Annotated in this window: 20 protein-coding genes; 9 read left to right on the plus strand and 11 right to left on the minus strand. The window is 53.2% G+C overall.

Features of this window, described 5'->3' with window-relative positions:
* The first annotated feature begins 54 nt into the window (after positions 1–54).
* Complete coding sequence (queC, locus tag AC1VYI_RS19440; RefSeq protein ID WP_134866741.1) at positions 55–750, plus strand: 7-cyano-7-deazaguanine synthase QueC; 696 nt, start codon at positions 55–57, stop codon at positions 748–750.
* 2 nt (positions 751–752) lie between these two features.
* On the opposite strand, the gene AC1VYI_RS19445 is transcribed toward queC, so the two are convergent.
* The 11 genes from AC1VYI_RS19445 to bolA all read right to left on the minus strand — a co-directional run bounded on the left by AC1VYI_RS19445 (position 753) and on the right by bolA (position 11,830).
* Positions 753–1,082: a helix-turn-helix domain-containing transcriptional regulator gene (locus AC1VYI_RS19445; RefSeq protein ID WP_023310576.1), complete on the minus strand. Its 330-nt coding sequence runs from the start codon at positions 1,080–1,082 to the stop codon at positions 753–755.
* The gene (locus AC1VYI_RS19450) at positions 1,054–1,419 is read right to left on the minus strand and encodes a type II toxin-antitoxin system RelE/ParE family toxin (RefSeq protein WP_134866742.1); all 366 of its coding nucleotides are present in this window, start codon (positions 1,417–1,419) and stop codon (positions 1,054–1,056) included. Before AC1VYI_RS19450 ends, AC1VYI_RS19445 begins: the two co-directional genes overlap by 29 nt.
* A 48-nt stretch (positions 1,420–1,467) precedes the next feature.
* On the minus strand, positions 1,468–1,866 hold the full coding sequence (locus AC1VYI_RS19455) for a YbgC/FadM family acyl-CoA thioesterase (RefSeq protein ID WP_023310574.1): 399 nt from the start codon (positions 1,864–1,866) through the stop codon (positions 1,468–1,470).
* Between the two features lie 99 nt (positions 1,867–1,965).
* Positions 1,966–2,346, minus strand: a complete 381-nt coding sequence (locus AC1VYI_RS19460) for a helix-hairpin-helix domain-containing protein (RefSeq protein ID WP_023310573.1) — start codon at positions 2,344–2,346, stop codon at positions 1,966–1,968.
* A gap of 148 nt (positions 2,347–2,494) precedes the next feature.
* Positions 2,495–4,366, minus strand: a complete 1,872-nt coding sequence (gene ppiD, locus AC1VYI_RS19465) for a peptidylprolyl isomerase (protein ID WP_023310572.1) — start codon at positions 4,364–4,366, stop codon at positions 2,495–2,497.
* 212 nt (positions 4,367–4,578) lie between these two features.
* Positions 4,579–4,851, minus strand: coding sequence for a nucleoid-associated protein HU-beta (gene hupB / locus AC1VYI_RS19470; protein ID WP_002444653.1), 273 nt, complete (start codon positions 4,849–4,851; stop codon positions 4,579–4,581).
* Between the two features lie 210 nt (positions 4,852–5,061).
* Positions 5,062–7,416: an endopeptidase La gene (lon, locus tag AC1VYI_RS19475; RefSeq protein ID WP_023310571.1), complete on the minus strand. Its 2,355-nt coding sequence runs from the start codon at positions 7,414–7,416 to the stop codon at positions 5,062–5,064.
* Positions 7,417–7,598: 182 nt separating this feature from the next.
* The gene (clpX, locus tag AC1VYI_RS19480; protein ID WP_023310570.1) at positions 7,599–8,873 is read right to left on the minus strand and encodes an ATP-dependent protease ATP-binding subunit ClpX; all 1,275 of its coding nucleotides are present in this window, start codon (positions 8,871–8,873) and stop codon (positions 7,599–7,601) included.
* 126 nt (positions 8,874–8,999) lie between these two features.
* Positions 9,000–9,623, minus strand: coding sequence for an ATP-dependent Clp endopeptidase proteolytic subunit ClpP (clpP, locus tag AC1VYI_RS19485; RefSeq protein WP_010428105.1), 624 nt, complete (start codon positions 9,621–9,623; stop codon positions 9,000–9,002).
* Between the two features lie 260 nt (positions 9,624–9,883).
* On the minus strand, positions 9,884–11,182 hold the full coding sequence (gene tig / locus AC1VYI_RS19490) for a trigger factor (RefSeq protein WP_023310569.1): 1,299 nt from the start codon (positions 11,180–11,182) through the stop codon (positions 9,884–9,886).
* Between the two features lie 330 nt (positions 11,183–11,512).
* Positions 11,513–11,830 (minus strand): transcriptional regulator BolA, encoded by a 318-nt coding sequence (gene bolA / locus AC1VYI_RS19495; RefSeq protein ID WP_021241655.1) that lies wholly within the window; start codon positions 11,828–11,830, stop codon positions 11,513–11,515.
* A gap of 305 nt (positions 11,831–12,135) precedes the next feature.
* On the opposite strand from bolA, the gene AC1VYI_RS19500 reads away from it, so the two are divergent.
* The 8 genes from AC1VYI_RS19500 (at position 12,136) to AC1VYI_RS19535 (ending at position 21,008) form a co-directional block, all read left to right on the plus strand.
* Positions 12,136–12,714 (plus strand): lipoprotein, encoded by a 579-nt coding sequence (locus tag AC1VYI_RS19500; RefSeq protein ID WP_023310568.1) that lies wholly within the window; start codon positions 12,136–12,138, stop codon positions 12,712–12,714.
* 46 nt (positions 12,715–12,760) lie between these two features.
* Positions 12,761–14,236: a muropeptide MFS transporter AmpG gene (gene ampG, locus AC1VYI_RS19505; RefSeq protein ID WP_134866743.1), complete on the plus strand. Its 1,476-nt coding sequence runs from the start codon at positions 12,761–12,763 to the stop codon at positions 14,234–14,236.
* A 477-nt stretch (positions 14,237–14,713) separates the two neighbouring features.
* Complete coding sequence (gene cyoA, locus AC1VYI_RS19510) at positions 14,714–15,661, plus strand: cytochrome o ubiquinol oxidase subunit II (RefSeq protein ID WP_014882770.1); 948 nt, start codon at positions 14,714–14,716, stop codon at positions 15,659–15,661.
* A gap of 16 nt (positions 15,662–15,677) precedes the next feature.
* Positions 15,678–17,669 (plus strand): cytochrome o ubiquinol oxidase subunit I, encoded by a 1,992-nt coding sequence (gene cyoB / locus AC1VYI_RS19515; RefSeq protein WP_014168864.1) that lies wholly within the window; start codon positions 15,678–15,680, stop codon positions 17,667–17,669.
* On the plus strand, positions 17,659–18,273 hold the full coding sequence (locus tag AC1VYI_RS19520) for a cytochrome o ubiquinol oxidase subunit III (RefSeq protein WP_014168863.1): 615 nt from the start codon (positions 17,659–17,661) through the stop codon (positions 18,271–18,273). Before cyoB ends, AC1VYI_RS19520 begins: the two co-directional genes overlap by 11 nt.
* On the plus strand, positions 18,273–18,599 hold the full coding sequence (locus tag AC1VYI_RS19525; protein WP_006176899.1) for a cytochrome o ubiquinol oxidase subunit IV: 327 nt from the start codon (positions 18,273–18,275) through the stop codon (positions 18,597–18,599). Before AC1VYI_RS19520 ends, AC1VYI_RS19525 begins: the two co-directional genes overlap by 1 nt.
* Before the next feature lie 11 nt (positions 18,600–18,610).
* Positions 18,611–19,498 (plus strand): heme o synthase, encoded by an 888-nt coding sequence (gene cyoE, locus AC1VYI_RS19530; RefSeq protein WP_013095848.1) that lies wholly within the window; start codon positions 18,611–18,613, stop codon positions 19,496–19,498.
* Between the two features lie 148 nt (positions 19,499–19,646).
* A complete protein-coding gene (locus AC1VYI_RS19535) occupies positions 19,647–21,008 on the plus strand; it encodes an MFS transporter (protein ID WP_134866744.1) in 1,362 nt (453 codons plus the stop codon).
* Positions 21,009–21,036 lie beyond the last annotated feature (28 nt).

The following is a 21,036-nucleotide window of genomic DNA, read 5'->3' on the forward strand; positions in this document are numbered from 1 at the left end:
CCGTCGTGGTCAGACGGTAACATAACGTTTTTACCGTAACAGTCGAGATGATTTATGAAACGTGCCGTCGTCGTGTTCAGCGGAGGACAAGACTCTACTACCTGCCTGGTCCAGGCCCTTCATCAGTACGATGAAGTTCACTGTGTCACTTTCGATTATGGTCAGCGTCATCGCGCTGAGATCGACGTTGCTCGTGAACTAGCCCTGAAACTGGGTGCACGCGCGCACAAGGTGCTGGACGTTACGCTGTTAAATGAACTGGCCGTGAGCAGCCTCACCCGCGACAGTATTCCTGTGCCAGACTATGAACCCGATGCCAGCGGCATTCCGAATACCTTCGTGCCGGGCCGTAATATCCTCTTCCTGACCCTGACGGCGATCTACGCCTATCAGGTCAACGCCGAAGCGGTGATCACAGGCGTGTGCGAGACCGACTTCTCCGGCTACCCGGACTGCCGTGATGAGTTCGTGAAAGCGTTAAACCACGCCGTTAATCTGGGGATGGCGAAAGAGACGCGCTTTGAAACTCCGCTCATGTGGCTGGATAAAGCCGAAACCTGGGCGCTGGCGGACTACTGGGGCAAGCTGGACCTTGTTCGCAGCGAAACGCTCACCTGCTATAACGGTATCAAAGGCGACGGTTGCGGCCAGTGTGCAGCCTGTAATCTGCGCGCTAACGGGCTGAACCACTATCTTGCCGATAAATCCGGCGTGATGGCCGCGATGCAGAAAAAAACCGGACTTAAATAGGGCTACTTCACCGTGCTGTCGAACAGTTTCACACCGGCAGCACGGGTGACTTTCATCAGCGTTGTCAGCGTTGGGTTTCCGTTGACTGATAGGGTTCGGTATAGCTGCTGACGGGACAGACCTGCTTTGGCAGCGATTTCACCTATGCCGCCGCGGGATTCGATAACACGTCTTAACGCGATTAAATATGCAGGGATCCCCTGCTCTTCGTAAATCTCATCCAACGCAACCTGCAGATATAGCTGGGCACAGGAAGGGTCTTCACGAAGCATTTTTACGACGGCGTCATCATGGCTGATGGAACTAGAAAATTTTCGTTGGGTCTTGCTCATCCGGTTTATCCATTTGATGATCTTTCCAGTAATCTATTGCCAGTTTCACATCAGTCTTTTGACTCTTTTTGTCACCGCCGATCAGCAACAACAGGATCTTCCGATGTTGTACCGCAAAATAGATTCGATAGCCGGGACCACAATCAATTTCCAATTCCCAGATACCCTCACTGAGATATCGGTAATCGCCGAAATTCCCTTTCTCAGCACGGTCAATTCGCAGAAGGATCCGAAACGCTAACTCCGGATCCTTTCGCTTCATCTTCGTTACCCACTCCTCAAACGGTACTTTTCCGTCACGGGTCCGGTAGCGTTCAACGACATAGTCCCTGTCCATTATTCTATCCCTGAAAAATCCTTTTGTCTTTTATAAAAGACAAACTTTCTAAGCGATCATCAACTCCAGCTTTTCCCGCAATTCCCCTTCCAGCGGTAGCGCTTTCTGCGTTTTCAGATCGATACAGACGAACGTGATCAACGCATCTGCGACCATCTGCCCTTCTGGATCGAGCGTCACCACCTGGCTTAAGACCCCGCTTTTGCCATTGATCTGCTGCACCTGGCTGGTGACCGTGAGCACGTCACCCAGCACGGCCGGACGGCGGTAGTTGATGTTGATATTGACGACCACAAACGCGATGTTGTGCGCGGTCAGCCACTGAAAGCTTTCGCTATTTTCCAGCCCGTCCCAGCGCGCTTCTTCAAGAAACTCAAGATAGCGGGCATTGTTCACATGCTGATAAACGTCGAGATGAAAACCGCGTACTTTGATTTTTGTCTGCATAGCGCAATAGCCTTTACTGTTATTGTAGGAAGAGAGGTCATAACTGGTATGACCTCTTTATCCTGGCAAAATTTTGCCGCAGTGCAAGAAATTGCGTAATTACAACGTCAGGTGTGAGAGGTTGCGCTCAACCAGCGCGCTGCCCATGCCCGGCACCTGCCTGAGATCGTCGATCGTTTTGAAAGGACCATACTCTTCGCGGTAGCTGACGATGGCCTGCGCTTTTTTCAGGCCCACGCCATTCATCGCACGGGCGAGATCTTCCGCTGAGGCCGAATTGATACTGACCCGCGTACCGTCATCATCCGCACTTTTACCGGCGTCTGTCGCTTTGGTTTGCCCTTGCACCGGCGCTGCCGCGTCGGACTTGCTCTGGGTAGCTTGTGTTTTGGCGGCGGGGGCCGACGCCATCGCACCCGCACTCATCCCGGTGGTGGCAATAGCCAGCGTAATTAACAGTGCTTTGATTCCACATTTCATGCTGTTATCTCCTTGTTTGTTGACAGCCACGTCACGATAGCCGCCAGTTAAAACCGGCACAAACAGCAGATTGCAGAAATGGAAAAGGCCGCGAAAGCGGCCTTTAGTTTTTGCAGAGCGTTACGAAAATCTGCGAGCAGACACGTAATTACTGCTGCTGAGTCATCACATCACCCAGCTTGATTTTGGCTTCTTTACGCAGGTTGCTCATCATGGCTTCGAAGGCAATCTGAGCATTGTTCTGGGTAATCCCCTGAACCATCGCTTTCTTCTGCGCTTCTGGCAGGGTACCGGCTTTCACTTCATCCAGCGCCAGCAGAACGACGTTACCCTGTGCATCGGTGGTGGTGCCGAAGCTTGGCTTGTCCTTGGCAGGCAGCGTCAGACCAAACGCAGCCTGGCTGATTGGGTCCTGGCCGGTACGGCTCAGCGTTTTCGCTTCACCGAAGCTCAGGCCAGCCGCTTTCAGCGCATCTTCTTTACCCGCTTTCAGATCGGACAGAATCTTCTCAGCATCCAGTTTCGCCTGCTGTTCCGCTTTGTTGTGCTTAACCTGAGCGATAACCTGATCCTTCACTTCCGCCAGCGGTTTGACCGCTTCTGGCTTGTGTTCGCTGACGCGCAACACAAACGCACGATCGCCGTCGACGGTAATTATGTCAGAGTTACTGCCCGGCGTGCCGTTCTCACCCACCAGACCACCGTTGAAGATAGCATCAGAAACCGGTTTGAAGTTCAGCTCTTCCGGCAGGTTGTCACGTCCAAACCAGCCCGTTTCAACCGCCTTCACGCCCGCCGCCTGCTCTGCACCTGCCAGAGATTCGTTGTCGTTGCTGGCAGCATCGCTCACCTTCTGCTGCAGCGCGTAATAGGCATCCAGCGCTTTTTCCTGTTTCACTTTCGCCGCGATATCATCGCGAACGTCAGCCAGCGGCTTGGTTTTCGCCGCAGTGATGTCGTCCAGACGCACGACCAGGAAACCAACGGAAGACTTAATAACGCCTGAAAGCTGACCTTTCTCTTTCAGACCGGCATTTTTCAGCTCGTCTGGGGTGGTCGCGTCTTCCAGCCAGCCCATATCACCGCCGTTTTTCGCAGAGATAATGTCGGTGGATTTCGCTTTCGCAACGGTCGCGAAATCAGCGCCTTTGTTCAGCTCATCCAGCGCCGCTTTAGCATCGGCCTCAGTTTTCGTCTGAATCACGCTGTAGCGGTTACGCTGCGGCTGAGTGAACTGATCCTGATGCTGATCGTAGTAAGACTGGATTTCAGCATCAGACGCGGTTTCCTGCAGCGCGGCCGCATCCAGCTTGATATAGCTCACGCGGAACTGCTCTGGAGAAACAAAGGAGTTCTTATTCTGCTCGTAGTAAGCGTTAACGTCAGCATCGCTCACCTGCTGTTTCGCCGCCAGGGCGTTCACATCAATGGTCGCTTCGCGTACAACACGCTGCTGCGCCACCAGCGCGGCCAGTTCGTCCGTTTCACCTTTGAGCATGAAATCGGTGCCCACAACGGCATTGATAAGCTGCTGGGTGGTCAGCTGGTTACGCAGCGCCTGAGCGTACTGGTCGGCCGTCATCCCCATCTGATTGACGATGCTGTTGTAACGCGCGTTGTCGAATTTACCGTTAGACTGGAAGGCTTGCGTGGAGAAGATGGCTTTTTTCACCTGCTCATCGCTGATGCCAAGGCCCAGTTTTTTGGCATACTGATCAAGCAGCGCTTCGTCGATAAGACGGTTCAGCGTCTGTTGGCGCAGGGTCTTCATGTACCCTTCGTTCGCCGCCAGTTCAGAGAATTGGTCGCCCAGCTGTTGCTGCATACGGTTACGTTCACCGGCAAAAGCATTCTCGAACTGACCACGGCTGATTTCCTGGCCATTCACTTTTGCGGCGTAGTTTGCGCCACCGCCAATAAGGTAACTGCTCACGCCGGTCAATATGAACGACACGATAATGATACCGAAAATAATCTTGAGCACGAGACTGTTAGCAGCCGTGCGTAAGCTGTCCATCATGGTGTAACAACACTCCGCTGTAGGTGACTGGTTACCTGACGCTGACGGAAAATCCTGCCCGTCGCGCGTGAAGGCGTATTGTGACAAGAAAACGGGGCGATTGTCAGCCCACAACTCGCATAAACTCGCACAAATCAGGTCTGGACAAACAAAAAAGGCACATCAAATGATGCGCCCTTGTACTTTCCGGCTTCCCTGAAACGGGAAAGCAATCAGTTTACTGCGTCTTTCAGCGCTTTACCTGCACGGAAACCCGGCACTTTAGCAGCAGCAATGGTGATCTCTTTACCGGTCTGAGGGTTGCGGCCAGTACGGGCAGCACGCTCTTTAACAGCAAAAGTACCGAAACCTACCAGTGCAACGTCGTCCCCAGCCTGCAGAGATTCAGTAACAGAAGCAATTAAAGCATCTAACGCACGTCCAGCTGCAGCTTTAGAAATATCAGCACCCGCAGCAATTTTGTCAATCAGTTGAGATTTATTCACTGTTCTCTTCCTCTCTTTATAATTTATATCGCGCCTGAATCCTTCACAACGCGACCGCGCAGCAGTTATATCAGGCCTGCCATGACCTTACAACACCCGTTGTTGATGGCTGACCTAATCAGCAATCTAAATTAGCTATACAAAAAAAGGCTGGCAAGTGCGAAATGACTTACCAGCCTTGTTTTTATTGACGCTCTTTGCGCGAGGTCACTATTTTGCGGTTACAACCTGCATTCCGGAGGGTTCATTCTGCAATGCGAGACTGAGAACTTCCTCAATTCGCTTCACAGGATGGATCTGCAGGTCGGCAATCACGTTGTCCGGAATCTCTTCCAGATCGCGTTTGTTTTCGTAAGGGATCAATACGGTTTTGATCCCACCGCGGTGTGCCGCCAGCAGTTTTTCTTTTAAACCACCAATCGGCAGAACCTGACCACGCAGCGTGATTTCACCGGTCATTGCCACATCGGCACGCACCGGGTTCCCTGTCAGGCAGGAAACCAGAGCGGTACACATGGCAATACCCGCGCTTGGACCGTCTTTCGGCGTCGCCCCTTCCGGAACGTGCACGTGGATGTCGCGTTTTTCGTAGAAATCCGCGTTGATACCCAGTTTCTCCGCGCGCGCGCGCACCACGGTCAGCGCCGCCTGGATGGATTCCTGCATCACTTCACCCAGCGAGCCGGTGTAGGTCAGTTTGCCTTTACCCGGTACACAGGCGGTTTCGATGGTCAGCAGATCGCCGCCCACTTCCGTCCATGCCAGGCCAGTTACCTGACCAACGCGGTTTTCGTTGTCCGCGCGACCGTAGTCGAAGCGCTGGACGCCGAGATAGGCATGCAGATTGTCGCCGTTAATCACAATGTGTTTCAGGCTCTTATCCAGCAGCAGCTGTTTCACCGCTTTACGACACAGTTTAGAGATTTCACGCTCAAGGCTGCGCACCCCCGCTTCACGGGTGTAGTAGCGAATAATGCCGATAATCGCGCTGTCCTCGACGGTCAGCTCGTTGGATTTCAGCGCGTTACGCTCAATCTGCTTCGGCAGCAGGTGCTGTTTAGCAATGTTCAGCTTCTCGTCTTCGGTATAACCGGAGAGACGGATCACTTCCATACGGTCCAGCAGCGGTGCCGGAATGTTCATGGAGTTGGAGGTCGCCACGAACATCACGTCGCTCAGGTCGTAGTCCACTTCCAGGTAGTGATCGCTGAACGCCACGTTCTGTTCTGGATCAAGCACTTCCAGCAGTGCAGATGCAGGGTCACCGCGCATGTCCGACGACATCTTGTCGATCTCATCGAGCAGGAACAGCGGGTTTTTAACCCCCACTTTCGCCATCTTCTGGATCAGTTTACCCGGCATAGAACCGATGTAGGTACGGCGGTGACCGCGGATTTCCGCTTCATCGCGTACGCCACCCAGCGCCATACGGATATACTTGCGTCCGGTCGCTTTGGCGATGGACTGACCCAGAGAGGTTTTACCCACCCCCGGCGGTCCTACCAGGCACAGAATTGGGCCTTTGATTTTGTTTACACGGCTTTGTACCGCGAGGTACTCAAGAATGCGGTCTTTCACGCGTTCCAGGCCGTAGTGGTCGGTATCCAGGATTTCCTGCGCCTGACGCAGGTCTTTTTTGACCTTGCTGCGGGCGTTCCACGGAACCTGCACCATCCACTCAATGTAGCCGCGTACAACGGTCGCTTCAGCCGACATTGGAGACATCATTTTCAGCTTCTGCAGTTCTGCTTCGGCCTTCTCTTTCGCCTCTTTCGGCATCTTCGCCGCGTCGATCTTACGCTTCAGCGCTTCGTTTTCGTCCGGCGCGTCGTCCATCTCGCCCAGTTCTTTCTGAATGGCCTTCATTTGCTCATTCAGATAGTACTCGCGCTGAGATTTCTCCATCTGCTTTTTGACGCGGTTGCGAATGCGCTTCTCAACCTGCAGCAGATCGATTTCAGACTCCATCATCGCCATCAGGTATTCCAGACGTTCGTTGACGTCGGACATTTCCAGCACGGACTGTTTGTCAGCCAGCTTCAGCGGCATGTGTGCAGCGATGGTGTCCGCCAGACGCGCAGGATCGTCGATGCTGTTCAGCGACGTCAGCACTTCTGGTGGAATTTTCTTGTTCAGCTTGATATAGCCTTCAAACTGGCTAATCGCGGTGCGAACCAGCACTTCCTGTTCGCGCTCATCAAGCTCAGGCGAATCAAGGTACTCTGCCTTTGCAGAGAAGTGCTCGCCGTCATCTGACAGAGTGGTAATACGCGCACGCTGCAGGCCTTCTACCAGCACCTTCACGGTGCCGTCAGGCAGCTTCAGCATCTGCAAAATAGAGGCCACGGTCCCGACGGTGAAAAGATCGTTTACACCCGGCTCATCCGTTGATGCTTCTTTCTGCGCCACCAGCATGATTTTTTTATCATGATCCATGGCGGCTTCGAGGCAACGGATAGATTTTTCCCGCCCTACAAATAAGGGTATGACCATGTGCGGATAAACCACCACATCGCGCAACGGCAATACGGGGATTTCAATGCGTTCAGAACGCTCAGGATTCATAGAGCTCTCTCTTAGTTAGTGTCCGCCAGGTAAGCTGGTCATGTCACTGTGCTTCACATAACCATTAACATGTATCCAGTATATGGGGATGTTTCCCACACATTCAACGCTATGAATACGGAAAAAGTAAAGGGGAGATAAAATCCCCCCTTTTTGATTAACTGCTTGTATGATTTGGTTAATTATTCGCCAGATGCCTGCTGTGCTTCCGGTTTGCCGTAAATCAGCAGCGGCTTGGTTTGGCCGCTAATCACGGACTCGTCAATCACCACTTTCTCAACGTCTTCCATCGACGGCAGATCGTACATGGTGTCGAGCAGTGCCGCTTCAACAATTGAACGCAGACCACGCGCACCGGTTTTACGGACCATCGCTTTCTTGGCAATAGCATCCAGCGCTTCGTCACGGAATTCCAGATCAACGCCTTCCAGATTGAACAGCGCCTGATACTGCTTGGTCAGCGCATTTTTCGGCTCTTTCAGGATCTGGATCAGCGCGTCTTCGCTCAGCTCATTCAGCGTTGCCACAACCGGCAGACGGCCGATGAATTCAGGGATCAGACCGAATTTGATCAGATCTTCCGGTTCAACCTGAGACAGCAGTTCGCCTTCGTTCGGTTTTTCGGACGTTGATTTCACCGTGGCGCCAAAACCAATGCCGGAGCCGGTTTCAACACGGTGGGAGATGACTTTGTCCAGACCAGCAAACGCGCCACCACAGATGAACAGTATCTTGGAAGTATCAACCTGCAGGAACTCCTGCTGCGGATGTTTACGACCACCCTGCGGCGGAACGGCGGCAACCGTACCTTCGATCAGCTTCAGCAGTGCCTGCTGTACGCCTTCACCCGATACGTCACGGGTAATGGACGGGTTGTCTGATTTACGGGAGATCTTGTCGATCTCATCGATGTAAACAATCCCGCGCTGGGCTTTCTGTACATCGTAATCGCACTTCTGCAGCAGTTTCTGAATGATGTTTTCGACGTCCTCACCCACATAACCGGCCTCGGTCAGGGTGGTGGCATCCGCCATCGTGAACGGAACATCAAGCAGGCGCGCCAGGGTTTCAGCCAGCAGCGTTTTACCGGAACCGGTTGGGCCGATCAGCAGAATGTTACTTTTACCCAGTTCTACGCCATTGCTGGTGTCGCCGTTACGCAGACGTTTGTAGTGGTTATAGACCGCTACCGCCAGCACTTTCTTGGCCTGCTCCTGTCCGATCACGTAGTCGTCAAGGTGATGACGAATTTCATGCGGCGTTGGCAGCGCGCTGCGCTCACGGTGCGGTGCGACTTCTTTAATCTCTTCGCGAATGATGTCGTTACATAAATCGACACATTCGTCGCAGATATACACGGACGGCCCGGCAATCAGTTTACGCACTTCATGCTGGCTTTTGCCGCAAAAAGAGCAGTACAGCAGTTTGCCCGAACCATCTTTGCGTTTATCTGTCATGAGTCCAAACCTCTTTTTAAGTTCTTTGTGCCGCACATGACGACGCAAATGCCATTCTAAGACGCAAGCTGCAATCAGCAGCGTGCCGCCCTACCTTAGTATAGCGGCACACTCGCGTCGCGGGCATCAATTACGATGGGTCAACACGGAGTCGACTAAGCCGTACTCAACTGCCTCTGGAGCAGAGAGGAAGCGATCGCGCTCGGTATCGCGCTCGATCTGCTCGAGTGGTTGACCCGTATGCTGCGCCATAAGTTCATTCATGCGCGCTTTTACTTTCAGAATTTCACGGGCGTGGATTTCGATATCCGTCGCCTGCCCCTGGTAACCGCCCAGTGGCTGGTGAATCATCACGCGGGAATTTGGCAAGCAGAAACGCTTACCTTTCGCCCCTGCTGTTAACAGGAACGCGCCCATAGATGCAGCCTGACCCATACAGATAGTGCTTACATCAGGCTTGATGAATTGCATGGTGTCATAAATGGACATTCCTGCTGTAATCACGCCACCCGGGGAGTTAATGTACAGGTAAATGTCTTTTTCCGGGTTTTCCGCTTCCAGAAACAGCATCTGCGCCACGATCAGGTTAGCCATGTGGTCTTCCACCTGGCCGGTCAGAAAGATAACGCGTTCCTTGAGCAGACGGGAATAGATATCAAAAGAACGCTCACCACGTGAGGTCTGTTCAATAACCATTGGCACCAGAGCCATATGGGGTGCAAAGTTATCTCGTTCGCCACTGTATGACATTTCCGTCTCCTGGATCAAAATTGAAAACACCTGCTGTACTGATTGTAACCTTACGGACGGATTATCAGCCAGTCTCATTCATCATGATTACGTACTTATGGGGTTCACAGTGCCCTATTTCAAGCATAACAACCTTTTGTTGTTACGCTAACACCGAAAGGGCGTTTTAGCACTCTTCCTGGGCTATCGCTGCGATAAAAAAAACCCGCTGCCGCAAGGCAACGGGTTTTCTGTTCAAACTTTAAACCGTTGGGGCGAAATTACGCCTGCTGGTTCATCAGTTCGTTGAAAGAGGTCGCTTTTTCGGTCACTTTCGCTTTCGCCAGTACCGCTTCAACAGCCTGCTCTTCCAGGGCAACGTTGCGCATGTTGTCCATCAGCTCTTTGTTCTTACCGTAGAACTCGATCACTTCTGATGGATCTTCGTATGCAGAAGCCATCTCTTCGATCAGGCCTTTCACGCGCTCTTCGTCAGCTTTCAGCTCGTGGGTACGAATCACTTCGCCCAGCAGCAGGCCAACAACAACGCGGCGTTTCGCTTGCTCTTCGAACAGCTCGCGTGGCAGTTCCATCGCTTGCTGCTGGTTGCCACCGAAACGCTGTGCAGCCTGACGGCGCAGAACGTCGATTTCGCTGTCGATCAGGGCAGCTGGAACGTCGATTTCATTGGCTTTCACCAGACCTTCGATCGCCTGAGATTTCACACGGTTACGTACAGCGCCGTTCAGTTCGCGTTCCATGTTCTTACGCACTTCGGTACGCAGACCCGCTACGGAACCATCTTCCACGCCGAAACGCTTGATGAATTCTTCAGTCAGTTCTGGCAGTTCGCGCTCTTCAACTTTCTTCAGGTTGATAGCGAACTTCGCTGCTTTCCCTTTCAGGTTTTCAGCGTGGTACTCTTCCGGGAAGGTCACGTCGATAGTGAACTCTTCGCCAGCCTTGTGGCCTTTGATACCGTCTTCGAAGCCTGGGATCATACGACCCTGGCCCATAGCCAGTACGAAGTCAGACGCTTTACCGCCTTCGAACTCTTCGCCGTCTACAGAACCGGTGAAGTCGATGGTGACACGGTCTTCAGCGTCAACAGCGCCTTCTTTCTCTTTCCAGTTCGCCTGCTGCTTGCGCAGGGTATCCAGCATGCCGTCAACGTCTTCGTCAGTCACGGAAACAACTGGTTTTTCAACTTCGATAGATTCCAGACCTTTCAGCTCAACTTCCGGGTACACTTCGAACTCTACGGAGTAGGTGAAGTCTTCGCCCAGTTTGTATTCGCCTGGAACGTAGTTCGGCGCACCGGCCGGATTGATTTTTTCTTTGATGATCGCATCAATAAAGTTACGGCTCATCAGTTCACCCAGCACATCCTGACGCACGGAAGCGCCATAACGCTGAGCAACAACATTCATTGGTACTTTGCCCTTGCGGAAGCCGTCAATACGTACTTTTTTTGCTACGTTGACCAGCTCGCTTTTCACAGCAGTTTCGATGCTGTCAGCAGCGATAGTAATCGTTACACGGCGGCCAAGGCCTTGAGTGGTTTCAACTGAAACTTGCATCTTGTTACCTCAAAAAAATCACAGTGCTCGGTCAACTCTGAATCTGTCTGTTATACCGGGATGCTCTCTTACTGCAGATTCACATTCCCTGTCGCCAGAATCATCCCGAAGACATTCAATAAGACGCGGCATTATAGCGGCATCACTTAGGTGAGTCGAGAACGGTTGGGGCATGTTGCTGCGGCTTTTTTCACACTTTAAGGCTATTTTTAGCCTTAAAATCGCACCATCCGCTCAAAACTCAAACAAAACAAAACGGCCCGGAGGCCGTTTTGAGGAAATCTGTAAGCAACATACTGGAAAAGCTCCAGCCGTTGCAAATCCGATTTATCAGGCGATAGTGCCTGCACCGCGACAGGGCGGCGATGCGAAAACCGTATCCTGCAGGCCTTCCCATTCCTTAATGGTGTAGGTGTGCAGTGCCAGCGCATGCACGGTCGTGGAGAGTTCTTCCGTCAAGGTGCTGTAGATCAAGCGGTGTCGATTCAGGAAACGTTCTCCCGTGAAGCGATCGCTAACCAGAACCACTTTAAAGTGGCTTTCAGAACCTGCCGGCACGTTATGACGATAGCTTTCGTCGACGACTTCGAGGAACACAGGGTTGAACGCTGCCCTTAATTTATCTTCTATATGCTCACGTATCATCATGAAATTACTCCTCCGACAACGCCAGGATGTCACCCATCCCTTTAAATGTTAGCCGCTTTTACCGTTTCCATTACACCTTGACAACAAATATTTAGCTTTCGTCTGATTTTCTCATTCAAACGAATGAAGTTCACTGTGAGACTCATACGTTTTGTCATACACGGATTGGGAAAAAGGGTGATCTGGTCAGTTTTCGGACAAGGCGATGAATTTACATGCGTTGACCACTTCCCCTCGCCGTTGGCGATGTTATGATGGCGGCAATTTTTCTCTTTATATGCTTACGATTCGTTGAGAACCCGAAAATGTTAAAAAAACTCTTCTTTCCGTTGGTAGCCCTTTTTATGCTGGCAGGCTGTGCAACCCCGCCTACCACCATTGATGTCTCACCAAAAATCACCCTGCCTCAGCAGGACCCTAGCCTGATGGGCGTCACCGTGAGCATTAACGGTGCCGATCAGCGTCAGGATCAGGCGCTGGCAAAAGTGACCCGCGATAACCAGCAGGTTACCCTCACCGCGTCCCGCGACCTGCGCTTCCTGCTCCAGGAAGTGCTGGAGAAACAGATGACCGCTCGCGGCTACATGATTGGCCCAAGCGGCGCGGTCGATCTGCAGATCATCGTGAACAACCTGTACGCTGACGTGTCTCAGGGCAACGTGCGCTACAACATCGCGACCAAAGCGGATATCGCCATCATTGCCACCGCGAAGAATGGCAACAAGATGACCAAAAACTACCGCGCCAGCTACTCTGTTGAAGGTGCCTTCCAGGCTTCTAACCAGAACATTGCTAACGCCGTGAACAGCGTGCTGACCGACACCATCGCCGATATGGCGCAGGACACCAGTATTCACGACTTTATCAAGCAGAACGCGCGTTAATCCCGCTCTCTGACCCGGTGCATCACCGGGTCAGTTTTATAAGAACATGTCCAGCCACTACTTACGCATTTTCCAGCAACCGAAATCAGCTATCCTGCTGATCCTCGGCTTCGCCTCGGGTTTACCCCTCGCACTCACTTCCGGCACGCTTCAGGCGTGGATGACGGTTGAGAACATCGATCTTAAAACCATCGGTTTCTTCTCGCTTGTCGGCCAGGCCTATGTCTTTAAGTTCCTGTGGTCTCCGGTCATGGATCGCTATACGCCGCCTTTCCTCGGGCGTCGACGCGGCTGGCTAGTGACGACGCAGATCCTGCTGCTGCTGGCTATTGCGGCGATGGGATTTCTTGAACCCACCACCCAGCTTCGCTGGATGGCCGCGCTTGCGGTGGTGATAGCCTTCTGTTCCGCCTCTCAGGATATCGTGTTCGACGCCTGGAAGACGGACGTGTTACCTGCGGAAGAGCGCGGCGCCGGTGCGGCAATCAGCGTGCTGGGCTATCGCCTCGGGATGCTGGTCTCCGGCGGGCTGGCGCTGTGGCTCGCCGACCGTTACCTCGGCTGGCAGGGTATGTACTGGCTGATGGCCGCCCTGCTGATCCCCTGCATTATCGCGACGCTGTTCGCGCCCGAACCGAGTGACGTCATCCCGGTTCCCCGCTCGCTGGAGCAGGCCGTCGCCGAACCGCTCCGTGACTTCTTTGGCCGCAACAACGCCTGGCTGATCCTGCTGCTTATCGTCCTTTATAAGCTGGGCGATGCCTTTGCCATGAGCCTCACCACCACCTTCCTGATCCGGGGCGTCGGCTTTGACGCCGGTGAAGTCGGCGTGGTGAATAAAACGCTGGGGCTGTTTGCGACCATCGTCGGCGCGCTTTATGGCGGCGTATTGATGCAGCGCCTGACGCTGTTTCGCGCGCTGCTGATTTTCGGCATCCTTCAGGGTGCCTCTAACGCAGGCTACTGGCTGCTGTCGATTACCGACAAACATACGATCAGCATGGCCGCGGCGGTGTTCTTCGAAAACCTCTGCGGCGGCATGGGAACCGCGGCGTTTGTCGCCCTGCTGATGACCCTGTGCAACAAGTCGTTTTCCGCTACCCAGTTCGCGCTGCTCTCGGCGCTCTCCGCCGTTGGGCGTGTTTACGTTGGCCCGATTGCCGGCTGGTTCGTGGAAGCCCACGGCTGGCCAACATTTTATCTCTTCTCGGTCGTGGCTGCCGTGCCGGGAATTTTATTGCTGCTGGTCTGCCGTCAGACGCTTGAATATACCCAGCGGACAGAACATTTTATGCCGCGCACCGAATATCGCCGCGCTTACCGTTTTGCGCTACGTTTGTTAATGGCGGGCTGTATCGCTCTGGCGCTCTGGCTTGTGGTACTTATTATCAATGCCAGCACCTCTCTGGTACTCCCTTTCGAAGCCCTTCTGCTGGACGCAGGCGCCCTGCTGGCTATCGCCGGGATCCTGATCGGAGGTCTGCTCGATTTCATGGCGTTGCGTAAAACGCAGATGACCTGAAGAAAAATGCGAAAGGTTATTTCCCGTTGTAATCACTAACTGAAATTATAACGGTGAAATAGCCGCCAACCGCAAAAAAAATATTTGTTGATTTGTGCGGGATAGGATTTGGAAATTATTGGTTCCCATTCCAAAATGCTATTTTTCATTAAACGATTCAGCATACGAGAGTTTGATTTTTCGTTTTTTAGATGTCTTTTTATTGATAATTAATTGTTAATTTTTTGTTTGTTTTCAACAATGGTTATACCAATTGCCCCTTTTAGGGTATGCTTGGGGGTCCTTTCGTTATAAAGCCCATGCCGTGCGGCTTCGGTCATTAAAACCGACATAATTTGCAACACTTGTGACACGTGCGGCAGAACCCGGTAACACCTTCCTGACACAGGCCTAATGATGTTTACAGTAATGTAACCTTCCCGTAAAATGCCCGCACACTTTAAACGCCACCAGACTCCGTGGAATTGAGGTCGTTAAATGAGACTCGGGAAATACAATAAAAGTTTGGGATGGTTGTCATTATTCGCGGGCACTGTATTACTCAGTGGCTGCGATTCTGCACTACTAGACCCCAAAGGACAGATTGGACTGGAACAACGTTCACTGATATTGACGGCTTTTGGCCTGATGTTGATTGTGGTTATTCCTGCCATTTTGATGGCTGTTGGTTTCGCCTGGAAGTATCGTGCGAGCAATAAAGATGCGAAGTATAGCCCTAACTGGTCACACTCCAATAAAGTGGAAGCTGTGGTCTGGACGGTTCCTATTCTGATCATCCTGTTCCTTGCCGTACTGACCTGGAAAACCACTCACGCACTTGAGCCAAGCAAACCGCTGGTTCACGATGAGAAACCTATTACCATTGAAGTGGTCTCCATGGACTGGAAATGGTTCTTCATCTATCCAGAGCAGGGCATTGCTACCGTGAATGAAATCGCCTTCCCGGCGAACACTCCGGTTCAGTTCAAAGTGACCTCCAACTCCGTAATGAACTCCTTCTTCATCCCACGTCTGGGTAGCCAGATTTACGCGATGGCCGGTATGCAGACCAACCTGCACCTGATCGCGAATGAAGCAGGCACCTATGATGGTATCTCCGCCAGCTATAGCGGCCCGGGCTTCTCAGGTATGAAGTTCAAAGCTATTGCGACGCCAGACCGTGCCGCTTTCGACCAGTGGGTTGAAAAAGCGAAGCAGTCTCCAAACACCATGTCTGACATGGCGGCGTTCGAAAAAGTGGCTGCACCAAGCGAATACAACAAGGTGGAGTACTTCTCTAATGTGAAACCAGATTTGTTCAAAGACGTTATTGGCAAATTTATGGATCACGGCAAGAGCATGGACATGACCCAGCCTGAAGGCGAGCACAGCGCGCACGAAGGTATGGAAGGCATGGACATGAGCCACGCGGAAACCGCTCACTAAGGGGCCGAGGAAGAAAATGTTCGGAAAATTGACACTGGATGCAGTGCCCTACCATGAACCGATTATCGTGGTTACGGTGGCTGCAATTATCATTGGTGGCGCGGCCTTACTGGCCCTGATCACTTACTTCGGTAAGTGGAGCTACCTGTGGAACGAGTGGCTGACTTCGGTTGACCACAAAAAACTCGGTATCATGTACTGCATCGTCGGTATCGTCATGTTAATTCGTGGCTTTGCGGATGCGATCATGATGCGTAGCCAGCAGGCACTCGCTTCTGCGGGTGAAGCCGGCTTCCTGCCACCGCACCACTACGATCAGATCTTTACCGCCCACGGCGTTATCATGATCTTCTTCGTGGCGATGCCGCTGGTTATCGGTCTGATGAACGTTGTCGTTCCGCTGCAAATCGGCGCGCGCGACGTGGCGTTCCCGTTCCTGAACAACCTGAGCTTCTGGTTCACGGTTGTCGGCGTTATCCTGGTTAACCTGTCACTGGGTGTGGGCGAATTCGCGCAGACCGGCTGGCTGGCTTACCCGCCGCTGTCAGGAATTGAGTACAGTCCAGGCGTTGGCGTCGACTACTGGATTTGGGCGCTTCAGCTCTCCGGTGTCGGTACTACCCTGACCGGTATCAACTTCTTCGTGACCATTATCAAGATGCGTGCCCCTGGCATGACCATGTTCAAGATGCCGGTATTTACCTGGGCATCTCTGTGCGCCAACATCCTGATTATTGCCTCCTTCCCAATTCTGACCGTCACCATCGCGCTGCTGACCCTGGACCGCTACCTGGGCACCCATTTCTTCACGAATGATATGGGTGGCAACATGATGATGTACATCAACCTGATTTGGGCCTGGGGTCACCCGGAAGTGTACATTCTGGTTCTGCCTGTGTTCGGTGTGTTCTCCGAAATCGCGGCAACCTTCTCGCGTAAACGTCTGTTTGGTTACACCTCTCTGGTGTGGGCAACCGTGTGTATTACCGTTCTGTCGTTCATCGTTTGGCTGCACCACTTCTTCACCATGGGTGCGGGCGCGAACGTAAACGCCTTCTTCGGTATTACCACCATGATTATCGCCATCCCTACCGGGGTGAAGATCTTCAACTGGCTGTTCACCATGTACCAGGGCCGCATCGTGTTCCACTCAGCGATGCTGTGGACTATCGGCTTCATCGTGACCTTCTCCGTAGGTGGGATGACCGGCGTACTGCTGGCGGTACCAGGTGCTGACTTCGTTCTGCACAACAGCCTGTTCCTGATTGCGCACTTCCATAACGTTATCATCGGTGGCGTGGTCTTCGGCTGCTTCGCTGGCGTAACCTACTGGTGGCCAAAAGCGTTCGGCTTCACGCTGAACGAAAAATGGGGTAAACGCGCGTTCTGGTTCTGGATCATCGGCTTCTTCGTAGCATTTATGCCGCTGTACGTGCTGGGCTTCATGGGTATGACCCGTCGTCTGAGCCAGCAGATCGATCCGCAGTTCCACCCAATGCTGATGGTTGCAGCGGGCGGCGCCGTGCTGATTGCCTGTGGTATCGCGTCTCAGCTGATTCAGTTCTACGTGTCTATTCGCGACCGCGACCAGAACCGTGACCTGACCGGTGACCCATGGGGTGGCCGTACGCTGGAGTGGGCAACCTCTTCTCCACCTCCTTTCTATAACTTTGCCATCGTGCCGCAGGTTCATGAACGCGACGCATTCTGGGAAATGAAAGAAAAAGGTGAAGCGTACAAGCAACCTGCTCATTACGAAGAGATCCACATGCCGAAAAACAGCGGTGCGGGCATTGTGATTGCCGCCTTCGCAACGGTATTTGGTTTCGCAATGATCTGGCACATCTGGTGGATGGCGATTGTTGGCTTCGCCGGCATCGTAATCAGCTGGATTGTGAAGAGCTTTGACGAGGACGTGGACTACTACGTACCAGTCCGTGAAGTTGAGAAGCTGGAAAACCAGCATTTCGACGAGATTTCTAAAGCGGGGCTGAAAAATGGCAACTGATACTCTGGCGCACTCAACTGCCCACGCGCATGAGCATGCGCACCACGATACAGGACCGACTAAAGTCTTCGGTTTCTGGATCTACCTGATGAGCGACTGCATTCTGTTCTGCTGTCTGTTCGCGACCTATGCCGTTCTGGTGAACGGCACGGCGGGCGGCCCGGCTGGCAAGGACATCTTTGAACTGCCGTTCGTTCTGGTTGAAACCGCACTGCTGTTATTCAGCTCCATCACCTACGGCATGGCGGCTATCGCCATGTACAAAAACAACAAGAGTCAGGTTGTGTCCTGGCTGGCGTTGACCTGGTTGTTTGGTGCTGGATTTATCGGGATGGAAATCTATGAATTCCATCACCTGATCATGGAAGGCTTCGGCCCGGATCGTAGTGGCTTCCTGTCCGCGTTCTTCGCGCTGGTTGGCACCCACGGTCTGCACGTGACCTCCGGTCTGATCTGGATGGCAGTACTGATGTTCCAGATTTCCCGTCGCGGCCTGACCAGTACTAACCGTACCCGTATCCTGTGCCTGAGCCTGTTCTGGCACTTCCTGGACGTGGTGTGGATCTGTGTGTTCTCTGTTGTATATCTGATGGGGGCGATGTAATGAGTCATTCAAACGATCATGGCGCTTCCCACGGTAGCGTAAAAACCTACATGACAGGTTTCATCCTGTCGATCATCCTGACGGTGATCCCGTTCTGGATGGTGATGAGCGGTTCTGCGTCTAAGCCGGTTATTCTGGGTGCAATCCTGGTGACCGCGGTGATTCAGATTCTGGTGCATCTGGTTTGCTTCCTGCACATGAACACCAAGTCCGATGAAGGCTGGAATATGACCGCCTTTATCTTTACCGTGATTATCATCGCTATCCTGGTAGTCGGTTCCATCTGGATTATGTGGAACCTCAACTACAACATGATGGTTCACTAAGAGCGGCGAGTATGTTTAAGCAATACCTGCAAGTAACGAAACCAGGCATCATCTTTGGCAACCTGATCTCCGTGATCGGAGGGTTCCTGCTGGCCTCTAAGGGCAGCATTGATTACACCCTCTTTATCTACACGCTGGTCGGTGTGTCACTGGTTGTTGCGTCCGGTTGTGTATTTAACAACTACATCGACATGGATATCGACAAGAAGATGGAAAGGACCAAAAATCGGGTGCTGGTGAAAGGCCTGATCGCCCCTTCCGTCTCGCTGGTGTACGCCACCTTGCTGGGTATTGCTGGCTTTATGCTGCTGTGGTTTGGTGCTAACCCGCTGGCCTGCTGGCTGGGGGTGATGGGGTTCGTGGTGTATGTGGGCGTCTACAGCCTGTATATGAAACGCCACTCCGTCTACGGCACGCTGATTGGTTCTCTCTCCGGCGCTGCGCCGCCGGTGATTGGCTACTGCGCGGTCACGAACGAGTTCGACAGCGGTGCGCTGATCCTGCTGGCTATCTTTAGCCTGTGGCAGATGCCGCACTCCTATGCCATCGCGATTTTCCGCTTTAAGGATTATCAGGCAGCGAACATCCCGGTTCTGCCGGTCGTGAAGGGCATTTCAGTTGCCAAGAACCACATCACGCTGTACATCATCGCTTTTGCCGTGGCAACGCTGATGCTCTCTCTGGGCGGTTACGCTGGATACAAATATCTGGCGGTAGCGGCCGCGGTGAGCGTCTGGTGGCTCGGTATGGCGCTGCGCGGTTACAAAGTGGAAGATGACAAAGTCTGGGCGCGCAAACTGTTTGTGTTCTCGATTGTGGCCATCACCTCGCTGTCCGTGATGATGTCCGTGGACTTCATGGTGCCGGATTCGCACAACCTGCTGACTTACGTCTGGTAAGCCAAACAGGTCAATAAAAGGGTGCTTCGGCACCCTTTTTTATTCGCTGAATCTACTAATAACGCATGTAATATTTGTTAAATAACCCTTTATTTACCCCGCCCCTTCCCCGCACTACACTATGGCCTGCTTTTGAACTGAGGTGGTAATGAACGATTATAAAATGACGCCAGGCGAGCTACGCGCGACCTGGGGCTTAGGGACTGTCTTCTCGCTACGGATGCTTGGCATGTTTATGGTCCTGCCTGTTCTGACCACGTACGGTATGGCGCTGCAGGGGGCCAGCGAGGCGCTGATTGGGCTCGCGATCGGCATCTACGGCCTGGTGCAGGCGGTCTTCCAGATCCCCTTTGGCCTGCTCTCCGATCGTGTGGGGCGAAAGCCGCTAATCGTCGGTGGGCTGCTGGTCTTTGTGCTCGGAAGCGTGATTGCCGCCCTCTCCCACTCCATCTGGGGGATTATTCTCGGCCGCGCCCTGCAGGGCTCCGGCGCGATTGCCGCCGCGGTGATGGCGCTGCTGTCCGACTTAACCCGCGAGCAGAACCGCACCAAAGCGATGGCGTTCATCGGCGTGAGCTTTGGCGTGACGTTTGCGATTGCCATGGTGCTGGGCCCCATCATTACGCACACGTTGGGTCTGCACGCCCTGTTCTGGATGATTGCCGTGCTGGCAACCATCGGTATTGCCTTAACCCTGTGGGTCGTGCCGGACAGCAAGAACCACGTTCTGAACCGTGAATCCGGCATGGTAAAAGGCTGCTTCAGCAAAGTGATTGTTGAGCCGCGCCTGCTTAAGCTGAATTTTGGCATTATGTGCCTGCACATCCTGCTGATGTCGACCTTTGTCGCTCTGCCCGGCCAGCTTGCCGCAGCGGGTTTCCCGGCGGCTGAGCACTGGAAAATCTATCTGGTCACGATGCTGATTTCGTTTGTCTCCGTCGTGCCGTTCATCATCTACGCCGAAGTGAAGCGCAAAATGAAGCGCGTCTTCGTGGGCTGCGTGGCGGTCCTGCTGATTGCCGAAATTGTGCTCTGGGGTGCCGGTCCGCACTTCTGGGAACTGATTGCCGGCGTACAGCTGTTTTTCCTGGCCTTTAACCTGATGGAAGCGCTGCTGCCGTCGCTGATCAGCAAAGAGTCCCCCGCCGGATATAAAGGCACCGCGATGGGCATCTACTCCACCAGCCAGTTTCTCGGCGTGGCGATCGGCGGCTCGCTCGGCGGCTGGGTGGACGGCCTGTTTGATTCACAAACCGTGTTTCTCGCCGGTGCGCTACTGGCGACGGTCTGGCTGCTGGTCGCCAGCACCATGAAAGAGCCGCGCTACGTGAGCAGCCTGCGCGTGGAAATCCCGGATAATGTGGAAATCAGCGATGCGCTTAAGCAGCGTCTTGAAGCAAAAGAGGGTGTAACAGAGGTGCTCATTGTCCCGGAAGAGCGCAGCGCTTACGTCAAAATAGACAGTAAAATGACCAACCGCTTCGAAGTCGAGCAGGCGCTCAAAGCGTGAATAAAAGCCCGGTTAAACCGGGCTTTTT

The sequence above is a fragment of the Enterobacter sp. QK-SA4 genome (assembly GCF_056856775.1).